Origin of the sequence: Sphingobium nicotianae, assembly GCF_018603885.1 — a bacterium.
GTDB lineage: Bacteria > Pseudomonadota > Alphaproteobacteria > Sphingomonadales > Sphingomonadaceae > Sphingobium > Sphingobium nicotianae.
Window position 1 is genome coordinate 44,857 of sequence record NZ_JAHGAW010000003.1, and the last position, 19,144, is coordinate 64,000.

Below are 19,144 nucleotides of genomic sequence, written 5' to 3' on the forward strand. Positions count from 1 at the left end.
GTAGGCGGTGGTGGCGATGCACAGCATCGCTCGCACAGCGATAAACCCGCACCGTTCAAGCACTACCCCAACCCCTCCTCTGAAGAGGAGGGGCTGAAGTTAGCGCACTTACTCGACCGTCACGGTCACCGCGCGGCGATTCTGCGCCCAGCTGGCTTCGTCCGAGCCCAGCGCGGCCGGGCGTTCCTTGCCATAGCTGATCGTGGTGATGCGGCTCGCATCGACGCCGAGCTCCACCAGATAATTCTTGGCGGCATTGGCGCGGCGCTCGCCCAGCGCGATATTATATTCGCGGGTGCCGCGCTCGTCGCAATGCCCCTCGATCGTGATGCGCTTCTGCGGATAGCGGGCGAGCCAAGTCGCCTGGCTGCGCAGCGTCACCTGATCCTCGGCGTCGACGTCGCTCTTGTCAGTATCGAAGAAGATGCGATCCGACGTGACGCTCGCCACGAAATCGGCCTGGCTGCCCGGCGTCGGGCCAGCAGGCGGCGGCGGAGGCGTGGGAGTCGGCGTCGGAGCAGTATCGGCGGGTGGCGGCGGCAAGGCCTCGGGCGCCTTCTTCGAACAGGCCGACAGGGCCAGCGCGGCACTCGAAACCAGCAATATCGCGGATGTCATGCGCATGGGTCTTCTCCTTCTGTGTCGCTCAAACGTCTAACGGTTCATCGTATGCTCAGGGCGTTTCGTCTCCGAGTCAACCGCAAAGCAGGTCACGTCCCTGAAATCATTGCAGCAACGGGCCCCAGCTCGGGTCCGATCCATCCACCGGCGTCACGATATGGCGCTCGTTCACACCGGTCAGATCGACCTGCCAGATCGAGGACTTGCCGCCACGACCTTCGCTCGTACGGAAGAACTGCAACACGCGGCCGTTGGGTGACCAGGTCGGCGATTCGTCCTGCCAGCCATTGGTCAGCAGTCGCTCCTCGCCGCCAGCCGGGCTCATCACGCCAATGCGGAAATTGCCCGCGATCTTGGTGAAGGCAATGAGGTCGCCGCGCGGGCTCCATTCCGGCGTCGCATAGCGGCCGCCGCCGAAGCTGATGCGCTTCTGGCCCGATCCGTCGGCGCTCATCACATAGATTTGCTGGCCGCCCGAGCGATCGCTCTCGAACACGATGCGGCTGCCGTCCGGCGAGAAGGAGCCGCCGACATTGATGCCCGGCGTGTTGGTCAGCCGCGTCGGCCGGCCGCCGGTCGCGGGGATCTTGTAGATGTCGGTATTGCCGCCGCTCGCCATCGAGAAGAGCAGGGTGCGCCCGTCCGGCGACCAGCGCGGCGCGAAGGTCGCGTTGGTCGTCTCGAAGATCGCCGTCTGCGAGCCCTTGTCGACACTGTAGATGTAGATGCGAACGGTCTTGCCGACATAGCTCACATAGGCGATCGACTTGTAATCCGGCGACCAGCGCGGCGTGAGCGCGAGGCTCTGGCCGTTGGTGATGAAGCGGTGATTGGCACCGTCGCTGTCCATGATGGCGAGGCGCTTGACGCGGTTATCCTTCGGCCCGGTCTCGGCGATATAGGCGATGCGGCTGTCGAAGAAGGGGCTCTCGCCGGTGAGGCGCGAGTAGATGAGGTCGGCGCAGCGATGCGCGGCGCGGCGCCAGTCGCGCGGGGCGACGACATAGCCCTGGCGTGTCAGCTCCTGCTTGAGCGCAACGTCATAGAGATAGCAGCCAACGGTGATCTGCGAATCCCCGCCGCCCGAGCGAACGAACCCCTGCACCAATGCCTCCGCATTCATGCCGGCCCAACGCGCGAAGACGGGATTGGTGACTTCCGGCACGGTCGGCGCTTGCACGCCCGCCGGGCCGAGCGGTGCGAACAGGCCGCTGCCCTTGAGGTCGGCGGCGATCACCTCGGCGATCTTCTGACCGAGCAGATCGGTCGAACCGGCCGGGGTGTCGACGCTCTGCTGCGCCGGCATCGGCGGGACGGCGATACGCAGATCGGTCTGGATCTGTCCGGTCACGTCAACGCTGAGCTGGGCAGAGGCGGGCGCGGCCAGCCACAGGGCGGCAAGCGCCGGCAGGAGGCGGAGGGCGACGGTTTTCATTGGGCTAGTCTCGCGTCAAATCGGAGGGGTTTGAGCCACTTCCACTGGTCATAATATTCCGGTGGAAGATTACGGAACGGCGACGCGCGCTGAACGGCCTGCACCGCTCGCTCGGCATGCAGGTCCGCCTGGGCACGATTGCTCGGAGTCACGCCTTGCTGCCCGACCACCTCGACCTGCCCAACCACATTGCCATCGCGATCCAGATGGACGCTGAGCAGGGTCACCAGCCGATCGGCGTCGGCGCCCGAGGGCGGCCGCCAGTAAGGCTTGATCTGCCGGTTGATCTCGGCATTGAGCGCGCGTGCCGCGATCGCGCTCATCGGCGCATCCGATCCCGGCGCGGCGGCGGGCGCGGGATTGCGCGGCGTGGGGGCGTCGCTATCGAGGCCCTTGAGGAAATCGTTTCCCAGCCGCTGGGCCCGCTGCGGACGAGGTGTCGCGCGCGGCATGGGCTGCACCTTGGGCGGTGCCTTCACCTGCGGCTTGGGTGTCTCTTTGGGCTTCGGTTTCGCCGGCTCGATCGCCTTGGGCGATGGCGGCGGCTCGACCACCTCCGGCTCGGGCGCGGGGACAGGCGGTGCAGCGTCGGGCTCGACCTGGCCGATCTCGGGCGCCTGGGCGACCTCGGGCGGTGTGGTCGTGGGATTGTTCGTGCGGCTTTCCAACGCGATATCATCGGCCAGCGAGACGTCGATCGTCGCGGGCGGCGGCGGCAATTTGATGCTGGTTTGCAAGAGCCCGAGCGACAGCGCGCCGAACAGCAGGACATGCCCCACTGTGGAAATGCCGACGCCGAGGCTTTCTCTGCGATCCATCGCTCCCGCCTATTGGCCCCCGGATGAACCGCCGGTTGACGGCGCCTCATCCTTTTGCCCCTCGCCCTGGCTGCCGCTCATGCCGCTCGTCACCAGGGCAACGCGATCCAGCCCCGCCCGGTTGAGTTCGCCCATGATACGCATGACCTTGCCATATTCGAGGGCCGCGTCGGCGCGCAGGAAGAGCTGCTCGGTCGGATCGAGCCGGGTCCGCAGATCCGTCAGCCGCTGTGCCATCTCCGCATCGGGCACAAGCTCGTCGTTGACGAAGAGCTGACCCTGCCTGTCGATCGACAGGACGGTCGGCTTCTGGTCCTGATCCAGCGCCTTGGCGCGCGATTGCGGTAGCTTGATCGGCACGCCGGTCACCAGCAGCGGCGCTGTGACCATGAAGATGATGAGCAGCACCAGCATGACGTCGACGAGCGGCGTCACATTGATCTCCGCCATCGGCGCGCGACGCCCTCCGGTGCGCCGCTTCTGGGGCAGGCCCATGCTCATCCGCCTTCAAGCTCCCGGCTGAAGGTGGTGTAGAGGCCATCGGCGAAGCGTTGCAGCCGCGATTCAAGCCGATTCACGCCATGGCTGAGCCGATTATAGGCGATGACCGCCGGGATGGCCGCGAACAGGCCAATGGCGGTGGCGAACAGCGCCTCGGCGATGCCCGGCGCGACGACCGCCAGGCTGGTGCTCTGCTCCCCGGCGATCGAGGTGAAGCTGCGCATGATGCCCCAGACCGTGCCGAACAGGCCGACGAACGGCGCCACCGAGCCGATGGTGGCAAGGATATTCAGCCGATCCGAAATCTTGTCGATCGCACCCGCGACCGCCGATCCCATGGCGGTCGCGAGACGGTCGCGCGTGCCGTCCGCCGCAAGGTTGCGCTTGGCCGTCGAGCGGCGCCATTCCGAGATGCCGGCCGCCAGGACCTGCGCGCTCGGCAGATCTTCCTTGCCGCGCTCCTTGACGAAGGCGTCCATGTCCTGCGCCTGCCAGAAGGCGCGCTCGAAATTCTCGCAGCCCCTGCGCGCCCGGCCGATGCGCGCGGAGAAGCTGATGATGATCGCCCAGGTCCAGATGCTGGCCAGCAAGAGCCCGATCATCACGATCTTCACGACGATGTCCGCCTGCAGGAAAAGTTCGACCGGCGACAGGGTGATCGGGCCGGCGGCGGCCGGAGGCGCGGCCGCAGCAAGGATGAGAGGCAGGATCATGGGCAGGACAATCTCTCCGGTCAGGTGGGGCTCGCGCCGAGCCGGTTAAAGCGGTCGATCCAGTCAGCAGGCTGGCGGCGCGGCCGGCCGGCGGGATCGACGAAGGCGACGGTCACGCCGCCTTCGGTGAGCAGGGTTTCGCCACGCCACACCGACTGGGCGATGACGCAGCGCGCCGCGCCCACCTCTTGGACCCGGCTGCGCACGATCAGCGCATCATCGAGCCGCGCGGGCGCGCGATAGCGGATATGGACGTCGGCCACGGCATAGTGGCCGAGGCCCTGCTCCTGCGCGCCGCGCTGGTCGATGCCGGAAACGCGCAGCATGTCGGAGCGGGCCCGCTCCATGTAGCGCAGATAATTGGCATGGTAGACGACGCCGGACAGGTCGGTATCCTCGTAAAAGACACGCACCGGAAACAGGTGCTCCCCATCCTCGAAAAAACCCGAGGCGGGCAGAGGTTCCAGTGCCGGTGCCATGGGCCCAAACCCTAGTCGAGCCGAGTCGCGGGGGGAAGCCCCTAACGCGATTCATCGAAAACGGGCGAAAAATGAGATGGTTATATCTCGCTTTCGGCTCGTCCGGACGACAAGCTGGGGCTTTGGAGAGACGAGATGACCTGCGTCATTTCATGCGCGGATCAAGTTGCCCACAGGGACCTCGAAGGAGCACTGCTCAGTCGAACAGCCCGTCCTGGCTGCCCTCGGGCGGATTGAGGCCGAGATGCTTCCAGCCCGGCGCGTTTAGCATACGCCCGCGCGCCGTCCGCGCGATCAGGCCGAGCTGGAGCAGGAACGGCTCGATGACGTCCTCGATCGTGTCGCGCGGCTCCGAAAGGCCGGCGGCGAGCGTCTCCACGCCGACCGGTCCGCCTTTGTAGATGTCCGCGATCATGCGCAGATAGCGCCGGTCCATCGTATCGAGGCCGAGATGATCGACATCGAGGCGCGAGAGGGCATTATCCGCCGCGGCTGCGTCCACGACGTCGTGGCCGGCGGCATGCGCAAAGTCGCGCACCCGGCGCAGCAACCGCCCGGCAATGCGCGGCGTGCCCCGTGAGCGCCGCGCAATCTCGGTGGCGCCATCCGGCGCGAGAGGCAGCGCCAGTAACCGCGCGGCGCGCGTGACGACTTGCTCAAGCTCGTCCACCGTGTAGAAATTAAGCCGCACGGGAATGCCGAAGCGATCGCGCAGCGGCGTCGTCAGCAGCCCCTGCCGCGTCGTCGCGCCGACCAGCGTGAATTTGGGCAGGTCGATCCGGACCGATCGCGCCGAGGGACCCTCACCGATCATGATGTCCAGCGCGCGATCCTCCATCGCCGGATAGAGGATCTCCTCCACCGCTGGATTGAGCCGGTGGATCTCGTCAACGAACAGCACGTCGCCCTCGTCGAGATTGGTGAGCAGGGCCGCGAGATCGCCCGCCTTGGCGATCACCGGCCCTGAGGTCGAGCGGAAGCCCACGCCCATCTCTCGCGCGACGATCTGCGCCAGCGTCGTCTTGCCTAGGCCCGGCGGACCGAAGAAGAGGACATGATCGAGCGCCTCGCCCCGTGCCCGCGCCGCCGCGATAAACACGCGCAGATTCTCGCGCGCGCCCTTCTGCCCGACGAACTCGTCGAGCGTCTTGGGGCGCAGCGCCGCATCGGCATCCTCGGCGATGCGCGCGGGGCTGGTGAGGCGATCGTCATTGCTCATGCGCGGCTCATATCCGGATGCGCTCGATATTCCAGCCGGGATCGGATTGCGCGCAACCCGGTGTCTTGATACGCCCCCCGCGCTGGCGCCGCGCAAGGGGCGGCGCCGATGGGAGGATCAAAGCCATGCGCCAATCCAGACTCGCCAACGCCCTGCTGCTCGCCAGCCTCGCCGCGCCTGCCATCGCGCAGCCCGCGCCACCACCGCCTCGCGCCAAGGGACCGGCGCTCAATCTGGCCGTGGAGGCGGCGCAGACCGCTATCGCGGCCTGCCTTGCCAATGGCTATAAGACGACCGTGCTGGTGAGCGACAGCGAAGGCATCCCCGTCGCGATGCTTTCCGCCGATGGCGTGGGCGCGCGCACCCAGCAGATCGTGGCCAGCAAGACCGCGGTGGTCATCAAGTACAAGGTCTCCAGCGGCACGATCGCCGAGCGCATGAAGACCGACGCCGCGCTCGCCGCCGAGGTGAAGGCCGATCCCAAAATGCCCTATCCCTGGCCGGGCGCTCTGCCGCTGATGGCTGGCACCGAGCAGATCGGCGCGATCGCCGTTTCCGGCGCGCCGGGCGGCGACAAGGATGAGGCCTGCGCGCAGCCGGGCCTCGCGAAGATCGCCGGTCGCCTCAAATAAGGCGCTCATTTCGCCGCCTTGCGCAGCGAGAGGCGTACCAGCGCGTCGAGCGTCGCCCCCTCGCCCAGTTCGTCCACCGCGGCCGCGACGGCGGTCGACGCTTCGGCGGGCTTGAAGCCGAGCGAGGTCAGAGCGGACAGCGCATCGGCTTGGGCGCCGCTCGCGGCCGGCGCGCCGCGCGCCATGCCGATGGCCAGCGGCGAGGTCGCGATGGCGCCAACCTTGTCCTTGAGCTCGCGCACGATCCGCTCGGCGAGCTTGGGGCCCACGCCGTTGGCGCGGGCAACCATCGCCTTGTCCTGCGCCGCGATCGCGCGGTGCAACTCGACCGGGTCGAGCGCAGAGAGGATGGCCAGCGCCACCCGCGCGCCCACGCCCTGCACGCCGGTCAGCAGCCGGAACCAGTCGCGCTCGCTCTCGCTGGCGAAGCCGACCAGGCGGATGAAGTCCTCGGCCACCAGCATTTCGGTATGGACGGTCACCGCCTCGCCCACGCTTCCCAATGCGGACAGGCTGCGCGAGGACATGCCGACCAGATAGCCCACGCCGCCGACATCGATGACCGCATGGTCCAGTCCGGTCGAGGCAAGCAGGCCCTTGAGATGTGCGATCATCGCGCGGGTCTAGCGGTGTTCCCGCTTCGTTTCCATAATTTTAATGGGCGCCCCAAATCCGCCTCGATCGAGCCGGAGGCCCTATCAGCGCGCCACCGCACGTGGAGCACGGCTGACCGTTCGACTTTTCCACAATGCGGGGAACATGGTAACCATTGCACAAAGTAAAAGAGAGTTCTTCGCGCCGCATCATTGTTCAGTGGGAAACAAAGGATGCACGACATGCTTAGGATTTTTCTGGCGGCGCTCGCACTTGCCGGCCTGCCTCCGGCCCAGGCGGCCACGAATAACGTCGATTTCTCGGGAATTCCAGACGGACCGGCAGACAATCCGTTGCATCTCGACGGCATGATCTTCTCCACGCCCGGCTTCAACTATGTGACCGGGGGTGTGCTGTGTCCGTCGCCGACGGCCGCCAATTCCGCGGATTGCGGGCTCGACCTCACCGTCGATTTCGGCGGACTGACCTCCGGCATCAGCTTCGACTTTCTCTACAATAACGAGACGACGATCGGCGCCGATATCGGCGACGTGCAGATCTTCTCCGGCGCGACCTTGCTGGGCATCGTCGACGTCATCGTGACCGACGGCGACCCGTTCACGCAAGATCTGGTGTCTCTCGCCGGCTTTACGGACGTGACCCGCCTCGTCATTTCCAGCACCGATTTCGGTGGCGTCGGCTATGATGATTTCATGGCGGACGTCGTGCCCCCGCCCGGCAGCGTGCCCGAGCCGGCAAGCTGGGCGCTGATGATCGGCGGCTTCGCGCTGGCGGGCGGTCTCATGCGGCGGCGGGCCATGGCCCTGTCGCCCGCCAGCGCCTGACCGGTTTGTGGAGAGGCAGCCCTGTCGCCTCTCCATCACGCGGGCGAGCGCGGAAACCTGCCGCACAACATTGACAAATCCGCGCCGTTTCCCTATCCGCGCGCCTTCGGACAGACGGCCGCCCCATTCGAGGCGGCCCTTTTTGTCGATTCTGCAGACCGATTCGATTTTGAGGAATGAACGATGAAGCGCACCTTTCAGCCGAGCAACCTGGTTCGCAAGCGCCGGCACGGCTTCCGCGCGCGCATGGCGACGGCGGCGGGCCGCAAGCTGCTGAACGCGCGTCGCGCCCGCGGCCGCAAGAAGCTGACGGCCTGACGTTACAGGGCGTGGCTGGCGCGCCCCGGCGTGCCGTGGGTCGCATGACCCGCCGCGCCGACTTTCTGGCCGCCAATCGCGGCCTGCGTGCGCCTATGCCCGGCTTCGTGCTGCTGGTGCGCGATCGGCGCGATGGCGATCCGACCCAGCGCCTCGGCATTACCGTCACCAAGAAGATCGGCGGCGCCGTCATCCGCAACCGGATGAAGCGGCGCTTTCGCGCATTGGCGCGCGCCGCCTTGCCCAATCATGGCGTCGCAGGCGCCGATCATGTGCTGATCGGCCGGGAGGGCGGGATCGAGCGGGACTATGCCCTGCTCGCCGCCGAGCTGGACAAGGCGCTCGCCCGTCTCGCGGCGAAGCATGCGCAGAGCGAGGGGCAATGATGGCCAAGCTGCTCATCCTCCTCGCCCGCCTCTGGCAGATCGGGCCGAGCCGGATCTTGCCGCCGACCTGCCGCTATGCCCCGAGCTGCTCGCAATATGCCATCGAGGCGCTCGGAAAACATGGCGCGATAAAGGGTGGCTGGCTGGCAACGAAGCGGCTATTGCGCTGCCATCCATGGGGCGGCTCGGGCTACGACCCGGTTCCGTGAACACTCCCAATAGCCAGACGACCAAGACGAGACGGGAAGCAAAAGAGACGTGGACGACAAGCGCAACATCATCCTCGCCGCGGTTCTGACCATCGCGATCCTGTTCGGCTGGCCGATGATCGCCAACCGCTTCTTCCCGCCGGCCAACCCGCCCGTCACCAAGGTCCAGGGCGGCAAGACCACGCCGCTGCCGCAATCCGGCACCGCCGCCGCGCCCGCGCCGGACAGCCCGCAGGCGATCCGCGACCGCGCGATCGTGCTGCGCGAGAGCCCGCGCGTCGCGATCGACACGCCCAAGCTCAAGGGCTCGATCAACCTCAAGGGCGCGCGCATCGACGACGTGCTGCTGCCGACCCACAAGGAAACCATCGCCAAGGATAGCCCGCCGGTCCGCCTGTTCAGCCCGAGCGGCACCAAGGACGCCTATTTCGCGAGCTTCGCCTGGGCCGGTGAGGGCGTGAAGCTGCCTGACGCCAACAGCGTCTGGACACCCGACCGCCCGACCCTGACGCCGACGACCCCTGTCACCCTGCGCTGGGACAATGGCGCCGGCCAGCGCTTCATCATGAAGCTCTCGGTCGATCAGGATTATATGCTGACCGTCGCCCAGACGGTCGAGAATGTCGGTACCGGCAGCGTCGTCGTGCGCCCCTATGGCCTGATCTCGCATCTCGGCCCGGTCACCACGCCCTCGACCTGGACGATCCACACCGGCCCCATCGGCGTGTTCAACAATGCCGCCAATTATGACGTCAACTTTACCAATCTGGATGGCGACGAGCCGGGCTTCTTCGCCTCGGTGTTCGGCACCAAGGCGGTGCGCGGCGTCAATAGCTACAGCACCACCGGCGGCTGGCTCGGCTTCACCGACCATTACTGGCACACCGCGCTGATCCCGGCGCAGAATGCGACCGTTCAGGCGCAGTTCCGCGGCTGCGTCACCAGGGACGGCAATACCGACGGCTGCGCGGGCGACGCCAAGCGCTACCAGGCCGACATGACCTATGGCGCGGTCGCCATCGCGCCCGGCAAATCCGCGACGATCACCAGCCGGCTGTTCGTCGGCGCCAAGGAAACGACGGTCCTCGAACGCTACACCGACAAGGAAGGCATCGCCCTGTTCGATCGCGCGATCGACTGGGGCTGGTTCCGCTGGTTCGAAAAGCCGATCTTCTACCTGCTCGACTGGCTGTTCCGCATGATCGGCAATTTCGGCGTGGCGATCATCTGCCTCACCTTCATCGTGCGCGGCCTCATGTTCCCGGTCGCCCAGCGCCAGTTCGCCTCGATGGCGGCGATGCGCGCGATCCAGCCCAAGATGAAGGCGATCCAGGAGCGCTACAAGGACGACAAGCCGAAACAGCAGCAGGAGATCATGCAGCTCTACAAGAGCGAGAAGGTCAATCCGCTCGCCGGCTGCCTGCCCGTCTTCCTGCAGATTCCGATCTTCTTCGCGCTCTACAAGGTGCTGATGCTGACGATCGAGATGCGCCACCAGCCCTTCATCCTTTGGATCAAGGATCTGTCCGCGCCCGATCCGTTGCACATCCTCAACCTGTTCGGCCTGCTGAACTTCACGCCCCCCGCCTTCCTCGGCATCGGTGTGCTCGCGGTGATCCTCGGCATCACCATGTTCCTGCAGTTCCGCCTCAACCCTGCGCCGATGGACGAGATGCAGAAACAGGTCTTCTCGATCATGCCGTGGATGATGATGTTCGTGATGGCACCTTTCGCGGCCGGCCTGCTCATCTACTGGTGCACGTCCAACATCCTCACCATTGCCCAGCAATGGTGGCTGTATCGCCAGCATCCGGTGCTGAACCAGCCGGTGGCGGCGAAGTGATCATCTCCCTCACACCGTTCGGTTCGAGCGCAGGTTCGAGCTTGTCGAGAAGCGAAGTCGAGAACGGCCTTCTCGACAGCCGTCTCGACTTGGCTCGACGGCCGCTCGAACCGAACGGGAGGGCGACGTGACCGAAGGCGCGGAAGACCATGACGCCGCCGCCCGCATCGAGGAGGCCCGCCGCATCTTCGCCGGGCCGATCGCCTTCCTCAAGTCCGCGCCGGATCTGCGCTTCCTGCCCGATCCGGTCGCGCTGGAGGTTGCCTTCGCTGGCCGCTCCAATGTGGGCAAGTCCTCGCTGATCAACGCGCTGACCAACCGCAACGGCCTCGCCCGCACGTCCAACACGCCGGGCCGCACCCAGGAGCTCAACTTCTTCGACGTCGGTGCCGTCGAGCTGCAAGGCGGCGAGGTCACGCCGCCATTGTTCCGCCTCGTCGACATGCCGGGCTATGGCTATGCCAAGGCGCCCAAGGACATGATCAGACAATGGCGCTTCCTGGTGAACGACTATCTGCGCGGCCGCGCCGTGCTCAAGCGCGCGCTGGTGCTGATCGACAGCCGCCACGGCATCAAGGATGTCGACGAGACCTTGTTCGACATGCTGGACAATGCCGCGGTCAGCTATCGGGTCGTGCTCACCAAGGCCGACAAGGTGAAGGCAAGCGAACTGCAGGCCGTGATGGACAAGACCGCCAGCCAGATCCGCAAGCGCCCCGCCGCCCATCCCGAGATCATCGCCACCTCGGCCGAGAAAGGCATGGGCATCCCCGAACTGCGCGCGGCGGTGATCGAGGCGCTGGGCTGAGGCCGGGCCGCCAGCCACAACCAATCCCATCGCCAACCTCACCGTCATTCCCCCCCCCCGTCATGCCAGCGAAAGCTGGCATCTCGTCCGCCAGCAGGGCGTTCTCCCGCACGAGACCCCAGCTTTCGCTGGAGTGACGATTATGTCATGCGCCGGCGTGATGGTGGCGCGGCGTCAACGCAATGCCCTCAGAAAGGCGGGCGCGCGACTTCCGTTCAAGCCGAACCCCGTCTAAGGCACCACCATCCCACCGCAGGAGGCATGCCATGCTCAGGCTCATCATCGGCAACAGGGTCTATTCGAGCTGGTCGCTACGCGGCTGGCTGGCGGTGAAGCAGTCCGGCCTGCCGTTCGAGGAAGTGGTCGTCTCGCTCTATGACGAGGACTGGCCGGCGCGCCGCACTCGGCCCGACCTCGCGCCCTCCGCCGGCAAGGTGCCGGCGCTGTGGGACGGCGACATCGCGGTGTGGGACAGTCTCGCGATCATCGACTATCTCGACGCCCAGACCGGCGGCACGCTTTTCTGGCCCAAGGATAACGCCGCGCTCGGCCTCGCCCGCTCGATGGCGGCGGAGATGCATTCGGGCTATCAGGCACTACGCAACGAGCACAGCATGAACCTGCGCAAATCCTATCCGCGTGTGCCGAGCGAGGCGGTTGCGGAGAATATCGCCCGCATCATGGAGCTGTGGACGCTGGCGCGCAGCCGCTTCGGCGCGGGCGGCGATTTCCTGTTCGGCGCGTTCGGCGCGGTCGACATCATGTTCTCCGCGGTGGTCACGCGCTTCGTCACATACGACCTGCCGGTCGCGCCCGCGATGCAGCCCTACGTCGCGGCGATGCAGGCCCATCCCTTCATGCGCGAATGGCATGAGTGCGCGATGCAGGAAAGCTGGCAGCTCCCGAAGTTCGAACAGCCGGGCTGATCGCCACCCGACGCACCCCTTTCGTCATCCCAGCGAAAGCTGGGATCTCGTCCGGCCGCGCGCCTACGCCCGCATGAGACCCCAGCTTTCGCTGGGGTGACGAAAAAACAGCGTTCAGCCCTTTGGCGGGTACGGCGTCCCGTCCTTGCGGTGATAGCCCTGCTCCGTCCAGATCATGTCGATGTCGGAATAGGCCCCGCCCGCCAGATTGTCCCCGGCACTGAGCGCGACGAAGCTGCAGTCCGCCTCGCTGCGGTTCACCAGATGATGGCCATTCTCCACGCCCTTGGCCCAGGCGGCGCAATCGCCCGCGCGCAGGATCGTCTCGCCCTCATCCTCGATCAGCACGGCCTCACCGCTCAGCATGACGAGAAATTCGTCCTCGCCGCGATGCCAGTGCCGCTGCGAGGACCAGGCGCCGGGCTTCAACGTGACAAGGCTCGCGCCCAGATCGGTGAGACCGGCGACAGCCCCGAGGCGCCGCTGCCAGCGTCCCGCGACCGGCGCGTCGAATGGCGCCTGATAACCGGTCCTGTTGTGCAGCTCGGCTGCTTCGATGTCGATCTTCGGCATGGCTCTCCTTCCTGCCCGCCTCGCTATCGGCTAGAGCGGGATGTCGTCAACGGTGGCCGAGCCGCAGGCCGGGTCGCGATGAAGGATGTCCAGACCATGCAGATGGCGCGCTATGTCCTGATGGCCAGCTGGCTGCTCTTCATGCTCGTCTGGCTCGCCTTCGCCTTCACCAACAAACGCACGATCGCGCGCGAGACGCTCGCCCAGCGGCTCGGCTATTTCGCGCTGATGTTTATTGGGGTCAGCCTGATGGCGCACTGGCCGTCCGGTCCGCTCGCGCGCATGGCCTATTTCAGCGTCCATCGCAGCGGGCCGCTGCTGCACTGGCTGGGCGCGCTGTGCGGCGTCGCGGGCGCAGCGCTCGCCATCTGGGCACGGCTGACCCTGGGCAGGAACTGGAGCGGGACGGTCACGGTGAAGGAGGACCACGAGCTGGTCACGACCGGGCCTTATGCCGTCATCCGCCACCCCATCTACACTGCGCTGACCCTGCTCTTCCTCGGCATCCTGTTCTTCTTCCCCAGCCTCCGGAGCCTGCTCGGCCTCGCCTTCATCATCGCCAGCTTCTGGGTCAAGCTGCGCCAGGAAGAGGCGCTGATGCTCGCTCAATTCCCCGATGCCTATCCCGCCTATTGTGCGCACACGACCCGCCTGATCCCCTGGCTTGTCTGACTTAGCGCTGTCCTACCCGGTCCGCGCTATGTTAGGCGCCGGGACTATGAAACAAACGGACACATCGGGCGGCCACGGCGAAAAGAAGCATGGCTACCCCCGTCGCGGCAAAATTTGCTCGACAGTGTGACCCTTGTGTGAACTTCGACCGAATATTTTGAGATCGCGTAATTATCGATGCCATGGATGCGACTGGAAGCATGATTGCTGCTCTTGATCAGACCGATCCGGTCGCGCTCGCTCAGGCGCTGATCGGCTGCCCGTCCATCACGCCGGCCACCGGCGCGGTGTTCGATTGCCTGGAGGCGATGCTGCTGCCGCTCGGCTTCACGGTCGAGCGTTTCCTCGACGGCGATCCGGCGAACGGCGGGCCGGTCGAGAATCTGCTGGCCATGCGCCGGCGCGGTGACGGCCCGCACTTCGCCTTCGCCGGCCATCTCGATGTCGTCCCGCCCGGCGAGGGTTGGGCGAGCGACGCCTTCGCCCCGGAGGTCCGCGGGGAGCTGCTCTACGGGCGCGGCGCGGTCGACATGAAGGGATCGATCGGCGCGTTCGTCGCGGCAGTTGCGCGCAGCGAAGCTGTATCCGGCACGATCAGCCTGCTTATCACCGGCGACGAGGAGGGCGATGCCGTCCACGGCACGCGCGCTCTGATGGGCCACATGGCTGACCGCGGCGTGAGGCCGGACCTCTGCCTCGTCGGCGAGCCAACCTCGGTCAACCGCCTCGGCGACATGATCAAGATCGGCCGGCGCGGCTCAGTCAACATGTGGATCACGGTGCCCGGTGTGCAGGGCCATGTCGCTTATCCCCATCTCGCGAAAAACCCGATCTCGCCGCTGGTCCGCATCATGGCGGCGATCGAGGCGATCACGCTCGACGAGGGCACGGACTGGTTCCAGCCCAGCAATATCGAGCTGACCGACGTGCATGTCGGCAACCCCGCGACCAATGTCATCCCCGGCAAGGCAACCGCGCGCCTGTCGATCCGCTTCAATGATCTGCATCGCGGTGCCGATCTCGCCGCTCGCGTCCGCGCGATCGTCGAGGCGGAGGGCGGCACGCTGGAGGCGAAGATCAGCGGCGAGGCATTCCTCACCCCGCCGGGCGCCTTCTCCGCGCTGATCAGCGCCGCGATTGCCGCCGAAACCGGCCTCACGCCCGAGCTATCCACCACTGGCGGGACGTCCGACGCGCGCTTCCTCTGTGCGCTCTGCCCGGTCGTCGAGTTCGGCCTGGTCAATGCCACGATGCACAAGCTCGACGAGGCGGTGGCGCTCGCCGACCTGGAACGGCTTACGCGCATCTACGAGCGCATTCTCTCAAGCGTCGCAACCGCTTCTTAACCACTCCCCCCTTAGCCTCCGCCGATTCAAGAACAGGGGCAGGGTGAGGGCCATGAACGATTATTCGATCACCACAGACACGCGCCGCGGCTTGTTGCACATCGAGATGCGCGGCTACTGGACGCAGCAGATCTTCGACCAGTTCGCGGCGGAATATCTCGACGCGCTCAAACGCATGAAAAGCGCCGGCGGCCTCCAGTTGGCACTGGTCGACGGGCGCGAATTCTCAATCCAGGCGAAGGAAATCTCCGAACAGTTCGGCGCACTGATCGCAAGCTGCAAACCGCTCCACGCGCGCCGGACAGCGACGGTGGTGCCCAGCCACCTCAACAAGCTGCAGGCGGAGCGGGCCGGAGGTGACTTGGCCGCGCGCTATTTCATCGACATGACGGAGGCGCGTGCCTGGCTGTTCGGAGCCGAGGCCAAGGCCGCCTGAGCGCGTCAGCCATACGGCGATCAACGCTCGCCGGTCATGACAATATCAGAACCACGAAACCAGAACGGGTCGCACCACGATGAACGATTACGAGATCGCGATCGACTCCGATCGCCATTTTCTGCGCATGACCATGCGCGGCTATTGGGACACCGCCATCTTCGAGGCATTCGCCCGCGAGTTCCGGCGTGCGCTCCACATCCTCAATCAGACCGGCGGCGCACGCCGTGCGCTGGTCGACGGGCGCGAATTTGCTGTCCAGTCGAGCGAGATCGCGGAAATGTTCGGTAAACTCATCGCCGATTGCTACGGCCAGATGGCACCGCGCACCGCGACCCTCGTCTCCGCGACGCTCAACAAGCTACAGTCCGATCGCGCCGGCGTCCAGAATGCTCGCTATTTCAACGATCCAGCGGAGGCGGAAGCCTGGCTGTTCGAAGAGGATGAGCCGCCCCTTTTCACGCGCGCCGCAAAATGACGTAAAGCGCGCCTTCGCCGCCATGGCGGGCGTGGGCCTGCCGCACGCTGGCGATGCGATGGGCATGCGGGCTGCGCGCCAGCCAGTCGCCGATCTCGGCCCGGATCGCGCCGCGTCTGCGCGTCTCGCCGGGTGCTGGCGCCGGGCGCGGCTTGCCGGTGACGATGAGCAGCACACGCCAGCCCTGCGCCAGCGCGTCGCCGATTGCCCGATCGAGGCGGACATGCGCGGCGGCGAGATTGAGCCCGTGCAGATCGATACTGTGATCGGGTGCCAGCCGCCCCGAGCGGATGCGCTTCTCCCAGCTGCTGTCAAGAACCGGTACGGGCGCCGGCCTGGGTGGCGGTGGGACCGCAGCGGCGCGCATGGGCGGCACGCGCCCTTTGACGCGCGGCTTGTCGAGCGCCTCCGCAAAGGCTTCCGCCGTCACGGGCTCGGCTGCCGCCACGGGGCGGATGCGGCGCAGCGGGGTCACCGTGCGCGCGAGCTTCTGCCAGAGCGCCTTTTCCTCAGGGGAGAGGTGGCGGCGCGGCATTTTGCTGGCTCGTCAGGCGGGCATAGGTGCCGATCGGCAGCAGCAGGAGGGCGCTGCCCCGCCCCGACATGCCGCCCGCAATCCCGCGTGCCCGCTCGCCCGCACCCCAGAAGGTGTCGAAGCGATTGCTGCCCTTGATCGCGCCGCCGGTGTCCTGCGCTACCCACAGGCCGTTCGGCTCGGCCCGGTCGAGCGAGAGCAGCACCGGCGCGCCGAGCGGCACGAAGCTCGGGTCCGCCGCCACGGTCGCTTCGGGAGTCACCGCGATGCCGAGCGCGCCGATCGGCCCGGCGCCGGTCAGCTCGCGGAAGAAGACATAGCTCTTGTTCTCGTTCATCAGCGCCACGCCCTCGGCCGGATTGGCGCGCAGATAGCCCATGATATCCTGCATCGAGCCCGCCTGGATCAGGCCGCGATCCTTCATCAGCTTGCCGATGCCGGTATAGTCGCGGCCATTCTGCCCGTCATAGCCGACGCGCATGACGCCGCCGTCCGGCAGCCGCAGGCGTCCGCTGCCCTGTATCTCCAGGAAGAAGAGTTCGATCGGGTCGTTGGCATAGGCGATTTCCAGCCCGCGCCCGGCGAGCGAGCCGGCCGTGATCGCGCCGCGATCGTCATAGGGGATGAAATTGGTCTTATCGACCTTGCCCCGAATCCTCTTTCCCTTGAGGCTGTCGCTGAACAGGCCGAGGTCGACGTCGATCAGATCCGCCGGCCGCTTGTAGAGCGGCGTTTCGCACCCCGGGACCGGTGTGCGGCAACCGGCGATTTCCGGTTCGTAATAGCCGGTCGCATAGGCCTTGCCGTCGCCGATCTGCACCGCCTCGAAATTGCGGCGGAAGAATTCGCGCGCATTGGCCTCGCTCCAGCTCGCCGCCGCCGTGCAGGCGGCCTGCCAGTCCGAGCCGCTGGTGAGGCCGCTCTGGTCGCGGCGCCGCACCAGCGAGGGGCAGGAAGCGCGGAAGGCGCGGAAGGCCAGCGCGGTGCGATCCGAGCTTGCCGGCAGCAACGTATCGAGGTCAGGGCCGAGCGTCAGGCCGGCAGCGACCGCAGGGGCCGGGCCCGCCTCGGTGGGCGTCCCGCCTGGCGTCGGGACAGGCGTGGGCACCTGTGGCAAGGGTGGGCGGGGCGTTGCTGGCTGCGGGCGCGCCGCGGGCCGTCCGCCCGGCGAGCCGGGCGGTATCACCGCGCCGCAACCGGCCAGCGTCAGCGCGCCGCCAAGCGCGAGAAACCATCGTCCTGAAAATCGCGAAAGTATCGGCATGACGCCGGCCTTGTCAGCCTTCGTCGGTCTCCGCAAGCTGCCAGTTGGGATCGCGGTTGCGCAGATCCCGGCTGAAGGTCCAGGTCTCGATCGTCGGCACCGCGTCGGAGAGCGAACCAGCAACCACCGTGCCCTCCTTGTCGCGGGTCACGGCGGAGAGATCCGATTCGAAATGCACGGCGACATAGGCCTTGCCTTCCTCGACATGCGCATCGACGATGTTGGCCGTCTCGATGCGCACCAGCTTGTTATCGAGCGTCAGGCCCGCCGCCTCGCGCTGGGCGATCGCGCTGTCGAACGCGGCATAGACGTCCTCCTCGCAGAACCGCTTGAGTGTCTCACGGTCGCCCTTCCAGAAAGCTTCGAGAATCAGGCTATAGGCCGAGCGCGCGCCACCGAGGAACTGGCTCACATCGAAGGTGCGATCCGCAGCGATCAGCGCGCGAAGGCCAGCCTGCGCCGGCACGGCCACGGCACTCTCGGTGACACGCTGGCCCGATGCGCGACCGTCCGTCGCGCCCGTGGCAGGCGCGCGCGGCGCGACAGGCGCCTCTGCCGGCGTCGGCAACTGACGCTGCTGCTCATGCCCCGTGCGGCGCCCCAGAACGGAGAATAGCCGCAAGGCGAGCAGCGCGAAGATCATGGCCAGGACGACGATGACGGTCACCTTATCGGGATCCTTCCAAACAAACGAAGCACGAGACATAGTCGTCTTTGCGCCAACATTCAAACCTTGCCGCGCTTAAACTCCCATGAACGTCTCGCAGATCCCGCAAAAATGCACGAATATTTTACACGAGAAGGCGCCATGCCCCGTGCCGGCGAGGGACAGGATGCCGCCGCACCCCTCGCCGCTAGTGATTGCCCTGCCCCCAAGCGCCTGCTAAGCGGCGCGCCCAGGAGCCCGCGCTGTCTCGACGCCGCGTCCGGCCGCTCCGCGCTTTTTCGAGCCCCGCGTCCCGGCCGATCGGCCGGCGGCCTGGCGGCCACAGCCTGAAGGACAGGAATATCATGGACGAAACGACCGCAAATGGCGCCGACAATCTTCCGCAGATCGGCCTCATCGCGCAATATGTGAAGGATCTCTCCTTCGAGAACCCGAACAGCCCGGCGGTCTATCAGTGGACCGAGCAGCCCCAGATCGACATCCAGTTCAACATCAGCAACACCCAGATCGCCGACGACGTCTTCGAGGTCGCGGTCAAGATCAGCGCCAACGCCGCTGCCGATCAGGGCGTGGCCTTCGCGGTCGAGCTGGTCTTCGCCGGCCTGTTCGGCATCCGCAACGTGCCCGAGGACCAGATGCGCCCCTTCCTCTATGCCGAAGCGCCGCGTCTGCTCTTCCCCTTCGCCCGCCGCATCGTCGCCGATGCCGTTCAGGATGGCGGCTTCCCGCCGCTGATGATCGATCCGATCGACTTCGGCGCGCTCTACATGCAACAGCAGCAGCAGATCGACGCTGCTGCGCAGGGTGTCGCCGGCAACGCTTGAGC

At 66.5% G+C, this 19,144-nt stretch carries 25 protein-coding genes; 13 read left to right on the top strand and 12 right to left on the bottom strand.

Translation table 11 applies throughout. The features are described 5' to 3' along the window. Positions 1-108 precede the first annotated feature (108 nt). From pal to ruvB, 7 genes are all read right to left on the bottom strand, one after another. Positions 109-624, bottom strand: a complete 516-nt coding sequence (gene pal, locus KK488_RS04695; RefSeq protein WP_214621995.1) for a peptidoglycan-associated lipoprotein Pal — start codon at positions 622-624, stop codon at positions 109-111. Positions 625-724: 100 nt separating this feature from the next. Further along, positions 725-2,056 (bottom strand): Tol-Pal system beta propeller repeat protein TolB, encoded by a 1,332-nt coding sequence (gene tolB / locus KK488_RS04700; protein ID WP_214621996.1) that lies wholly within the window; start codon positions 2,054-2,056, stop codon positions 725-727. Further along, on the bottom strand, positions 2,053-2,874 hold the full coding sequence (locus KK488_RS04705) for a TonB C-terminal domain-containing protein (protein ID WP_214621997.1): 822 nt from the start codon (positions 2,872-2,874) through the stop codon (positions 2,053-2,055). The genes tolB and KK488_RS04705 overlap by 4 nt, the downstream gene beginning before the upstream one ends. A 9-nt stretch (positions 2,875-2,883) precedes the next feature. Continuing rightward, on the bottom strand, positions 2,884-3,375 hold the full coding sequence (gene tolR, locus KK488_RS04710; RefSeq protein WP_214621998.1) for a protein TolR: 492 nt from the start codon (positions 3,373-3,375) through the stop codon (positions 2,884-2,886). Next, positions 3,372-4,088 carry a protein TolQ gene (gene tolQ / locus KK488_RS04715; RefSeq protein WP_214621999.1) on the bottom strand — a complete coding sequence of 239 codons (717 nt, stop codon included), beginning with the start codon at positions 4,086-4,088 and terminating at the stop codon, positions 3,372-3,374. The genes tolR and tolQ overlap by 4 nt, the downstream gene beginning before the upstream one ends. Positions 4,089-4,108: 20 nt before the next feature. Continuing rightward, complete coding sequence (gene ybgC, locus KK488_RS04720) at positions 4,109-4,567, bottom strand: tol-pal system-associated acyl-CoA thioesterase (RefSeq protein ID WP_214622000.1); 459 nt, start codon at positions 4,565-4,567, stop codon at positions 4,109-4,111. A gap of 196 nt (positions 4,568-4,763) precedes the next feature. Continuing rightward, a complete protein-coding gene (ruvB, locus tag KK488_RS04725) occupies positions 4,764-5,786 on the bottom strand; it encodes a Holliday junction branch migration DNA helicase RuvB (RefSeq protein WP_214622001.1) in 1,023 nt (340 codons plus the stop codon). A 125-nt stretch (positions 5,787-5,911) separates the two neighbouring features. Here ruvB and KK488_RS04730 point away from each other — a divergent pair, with 125 nt between their 5' ends. After that, entirely contained in the window at positions 5,912-6,418 is a 507-nt protein-coding gene (locus KK488_RS04730; protein WP_214622002.1) for a GlcG/HbpS family heme-binding protein, read from the top strand. A gap of 5 nt (positions 6,419-6,423) precedes the next feature. Here KK488_RS04730 and ruvA read toward each other — a convergent pair whose 3' ends face one another. After that, entirely contained in the window at positions 6,424-7,032 is a 609-nt protein-coding gene (gene ruvA, locus KK488_RS04735; protein WP_214622003.1) for a Holliday junction branch migration protein RuvA, read from the bottom strand. A 222-nt stretch (positions 7,033-7,254) separates the two neighbouring features. Between ruvA and KK488_RS04740 the strand changes: the two genes are divergently transcribed. The 7 genes from KK488_RS04740 to KK488_RS04770 all read left to right on the top strand — a co-directional run bounded on the left by KK488_RS04740 (position 7,255) and on the right by KK488_RS04770 (position 12,347). Further along, on the top strand, positions 7,255-7,857 hold the full coding sequence (locus tag KK488_RS04740) for a PEPxxWA-CTERM sorting domain-containing protein (RefSeq protein ID WP_250890092.1): 603 nt from the start codon (positions 7,255-7,257) through the stop codon (positions 7,855-7,857). Positions 7,858-8,040: 183 nt separating this feature from the next. Continuing rightward, the gene (gene rpmH, locus KK488_RS04745) at positions 8,041-8,175 is read left to right on the top strand and encodes a 50S ribosomal protein L34 (RefSeq protein ID WP_214622005.1); all 135 of its coding nucleotides are present in this window, start codon (positions 8,041-8,043) and stop codon (positions 8,173-8,175) included. 44 nt (positions 8,176-8,219) lie between these two features. Beyond that, on the top strand, positions 8,220-8,561 hold the full coding sequence (rnpA, locus tag KK488_RS04750; protein ID WP_214622006.1) for a ribonuclease P protein component: 342 nt from the start codon (positions 8,220-8,222) through the stop codon (positions 8,559-8,561). Next, positions 8,558-8,770 (top strand): membrane protein insertion efficiency factor YidD, encoded by a 213-nt coding sequence (gene yidD, locus KK488_RS04755; protein WP_214622007.1) that lies wholly within the window; start codon positions 8,558-8,560, stop codon positions 8,768-8,770. The genes rnpA and yidD overlap by 4 nt, the downstream gene beginning before the upstream one ends. Before the next feature lie 49 nt (positions 8,771-8,819). Then, the gene (gene yidC / locus KK488_RS04760; RefSeq protein WP_214622008.1) at positions 8,820-10,613 is read left to right on the top strand and encodes a membrane protein insertase YidC; all 1,794 of its coding nucleotides are present in this window, start codon (positions 8,820-8,822) and stop codon (positions 10,611-10,613) included. Positions 10,614-10,740: 127 nt separating this feature from the next. Continuing rightward, the gene (gene yihA, locus KK488_RS04765; protein ID WP_214622009.1) at positions 10,741-11,421 is read left to right on the top strand and encodes a ribosome biogenesis GTP-binding protein YihA/YsxC; all 681 of its coding nucleotides are present in this window, start codon (positions 10,741-10,743) and stop codon (positions 11,419-11,421) included. A gap of 266 nt (positions 11,422-11,687) precedes the next feature. Then, positions 11,688-12,347: a glutathione S-transferase family protein gene (locus KK488_RS04770; RefSeq protein WP_214622010.1), complete on the top strand. Its 660-nt coding sequence runs from the start codon at positions 11,688-11,690 to the stop codon at positions 12,345-12,347. A gap of 114 nt (positions 12,348-12,461) precedes the next feature. Here KK488_RS04770 and KK488_RS04775 read toward each other — a convergent pair whose 3' ends face one another. After that, entirely contained in the window at positions 12,462-12,920 is a 459-nt protein-coding gene (locus tag KK488_RS04775) for a cupin domain-containing protein (protein ID WP_214622011.1), read from the bottom strand. A 78-nt stretch (positions 12,921-12,998) separates the two neighbouring features. On the opposite strand from KK488_RS04775, the gene KK488_RS04780 reads away from it, so the two are divergent. The 4 genes from KK488_RS04780 (at position 12,999) to KK488_RS04795 (ending at position 15,852) form a co-directional block, all read left to right on the top strand. Further along, positions 12,999-13,592 carry a methyltransferase family protein gene (locus KK488_RS04780; protein ID WP_214622012.1) on the top strand — a complete coding sequence of 198 codons (594 nt, stop codon included), beginning with the start codon at positions 12,999-13,001 and terminating at the stop codon, positions 13,590-13,592. 200 nt (positions 13,593-13,792) lie between these two features. Then, on the top strand, positions 13,793-14,938 hold the full coding sequence (gene dapE, locus KK488_RS04785) for a succinyl-diaminopimelate desuccinylase (protein WP_214622013.1): 1,146 nt from the start codon (positions 13,793-13,795) through the stop codon (positions 14,936-14,938). A gap of 52 nt (positions 14,939-14,990) precedes the next feature. Continuing rightward, the gene (locus KK488_RS04790; RefSeq protein WP_214622014.1) at positions 14,991-15,374 is read left to right on the top strand and encodes a hypothetical protein; all 384 of its coding nucleotides are present in this window, start codon (positions 14,991-14,993) and stop codon (positions 15,372-15,374) included. Between the two features lie 79 nt (positions 15,375-15,453). Beyond that, the gene (locus KK488_RS04795; RefSeq protein ID WP_214622015.1) at positions 15,454-15,852 is read left to right on the top strand and encodes a hypothetical protein; all 399 of its coding nucleotides are present in this window, start codon (positions 15,454-15,456) and stop codon (positions 15,850-15,852) included. Here KK488_RS04795 and KK488_RS04800 read toward each other — a convergent pair. Genes KK488_RS04800 through KK488_RS04810 form a run of 3 tightly spaced genes read right to left on the bottom strand, consistent with a single transcriptional unit; the run spans position 15,833 to position 18,318 of the window. Further along, on the bottom strand, positions 15,833-16,387 hold the full coding sequence (locus KK488_RS04800) for a Smr/MutS family protein (protein WP_214622016.1): 555 nt from the start codon (positions 16,385-16,387) through the stop codon (positions 15,833-15,835). The two genes, KK488_RS04795 and KK488_RS04800, sit on opposite strands and share 20 nt — an antisense overlap. Then, positions 16,362-17,651 (bottom strand): murein transglycosylase A, encoded by a 1,290-nt coding sequence (gene mltA / locus KK488_RS04805; RefSeq protein WP_214622017.1) that lies wholly within the window; start codon positions 17,649-17,651, stop codon positions 16,362-16,364. Before mltA ends, KK488_RS04800 begins: the two co-directional genes overlap by 26 nt. A 13-nt stretch (positions 17,652-17,664) precedes the next feature. After that, entirely contained in the window at positions 17,665-18,318 is a 654-nt protein-coding gene (locus tag KK488_RS04810; protein ID WP_214622018.1) for a Tim44/TimA family putative adaptor protein, read from the bottom strand. Positions 18,319-18,662: 344 nt separating this feature from the next. Between KK488_RS04810 and secB the strand changes: the two genes are divergently transcribed. Beyond that, a complete protein-coding gene (secB, locus tag KK488_RS04815) occupies positions 18,663-19,142 on the top strand; it encodes a protein-export chaperone SecB (protein WP_214622019.1) in 480 nt (159 codons plus the stop codon). Positions 19,143-19,144: the final 2 nt, after the last annotated feature.

Coding starts and splice junctions, on each gene's coding strand:
- KK488_RS04770 (WP_214622010.1), top strand. CDS start 11,688: ATGCTCAGGCTCATCATCGGCAACAGGGTCTATTCGAGCTGGTCGCTA.
- ruvA (WP_214622003.1), bottom strand. CDS start 7,032: ATGATCGCACATCTCAAGGGCCTGCTTGCCTCGACCGGACTGGACCAT.
- ybgC (WP_214622000.1), bottom strand. CDS start 4,567: ATGGCACCGGCACTGGAACCTCTGCCCGCCTCGGGTTTTTTCGAGGAT.
- KK488_RS04705 (WP_214621997.1), bottom strand. CDS start 2,874: ATGGATCGCAGAGAAAGCCTCGGCGTCGGCATTTCCACAGTGGGGCAT.
- secB (WP_214622019.1), top strand. CDS start 18,663: ATGGACGAAACGACCGCAAATGGCGCCGACAATCTTCCGCAGATCGGC.
- KK488_RS04800 (WP_214622016.1), bottom strand. CDS start 16,387: ATGCCGCGCCGCCACCTCTCCCCTGAGGAAAAGGCGCTCTGGCAGAAG.
- mltA (WP_214622017.1), bottom strand. CDS start 17,651: ATGCCGATACTTTCGCGATTTTCAGGACGATGGTTTCTCGCGCTTGGC.
- rnpA (WP_214622006.1), top strand. CDS start 8,220: ATGACCCGCCGCGCCGACTTTCTGGCCGCCAATCGCGGCCTGCGTGCG.
- pal (WP_214621995.1), bottom strand. CDS start 624: ATGCGCATGACATCCGCGATATTGCTGGTTTCGAGTGCCGCGCTGGCC.
- KK488_RS04730 (WP_214622002.1), top strand. CDS start 5,912: ATGCGCCAATCCAGACTCGCCAACGCCCTGCTGCTCGCCAGCCTCGCC.
- tolB (WP_214621996.1), bottom strand. CDS start 2,056: ATGAAAACCGTCGCCCTCCGCCTCCTGCCGGCGCTTGCCGCCCTGTGG.
- ruvB (WP_214622001.1), bottom strand. CDS start 5,786: ATGAGCAATGACGATCGCCTCACCAGCCCCGCGCGCATCGCCGAGGAT.
- yidD (WP_214622007.1), top strand. CDS start 8,558: ATGATGGCCAAGCTGCTCATCCTCCTCGCCCGCCTCTGGCAGATCGGG.
- dapE (WP_214622013.1), top strand. CDS start 13,793: ATGATTGCTGCTCTTGATCAGACCGATCCGGTCGCGCTCGCTCAGGCG.
- KK488_RS04780 (WP_214622012.1), top strand. CDS start 12,999: ATGAAGGATGTCCAGACCATGCAGATGGCGCGCTATGTCCTGATGGCC.
- KK488_RS04795 (WP_214622015.1), top strand. CDS start 15,454: ATGAACGATTACGAGATCGCGATCGACTCCGATCGCCATTTTCTGCGC.
- KK488_RS04790 (WP_214622014.1), top strand. CDS start 14,991: ATGAACGATTATTCGATCACCACAGACACGCGCCGCGGCTTGTTGCAC.
- KK488_RS04775 (WP_214622011.1), bottom strand. CDS start 12,920: ATGCCGAAGATCGACATCGAAGCAGCCGAGCTGCACAACAGGACCGGT.
- tolQ (WP_214621999.1), bottom strand. CDS start 4,088: ATGATCCTGCCTCTCATCCTTGCTGCGGCCGCGCCTCCGGCCGCCGCC.
- rpmH (WP_214622005.1), top strand. CDS start 8,041: ATGAAGCGCACCTTTCAGCCGAGCAACCTGGTTCGCAAGCGCCGGCAC.
- tolR (WP_214621998.1), bottom strand. CDS start 3,375: ATGAGCATGGGCCTGCCCCAGAAGCGGCGCACCGGAGGGCGTCGCGCG.
- KK488_RS04740 (WP_250890092.1), top strand. CDS start 7,255: ATGCTTAGGATTTTTCTGGCGGCGCTCGCACTTGCCGGCCTGCCTCCG.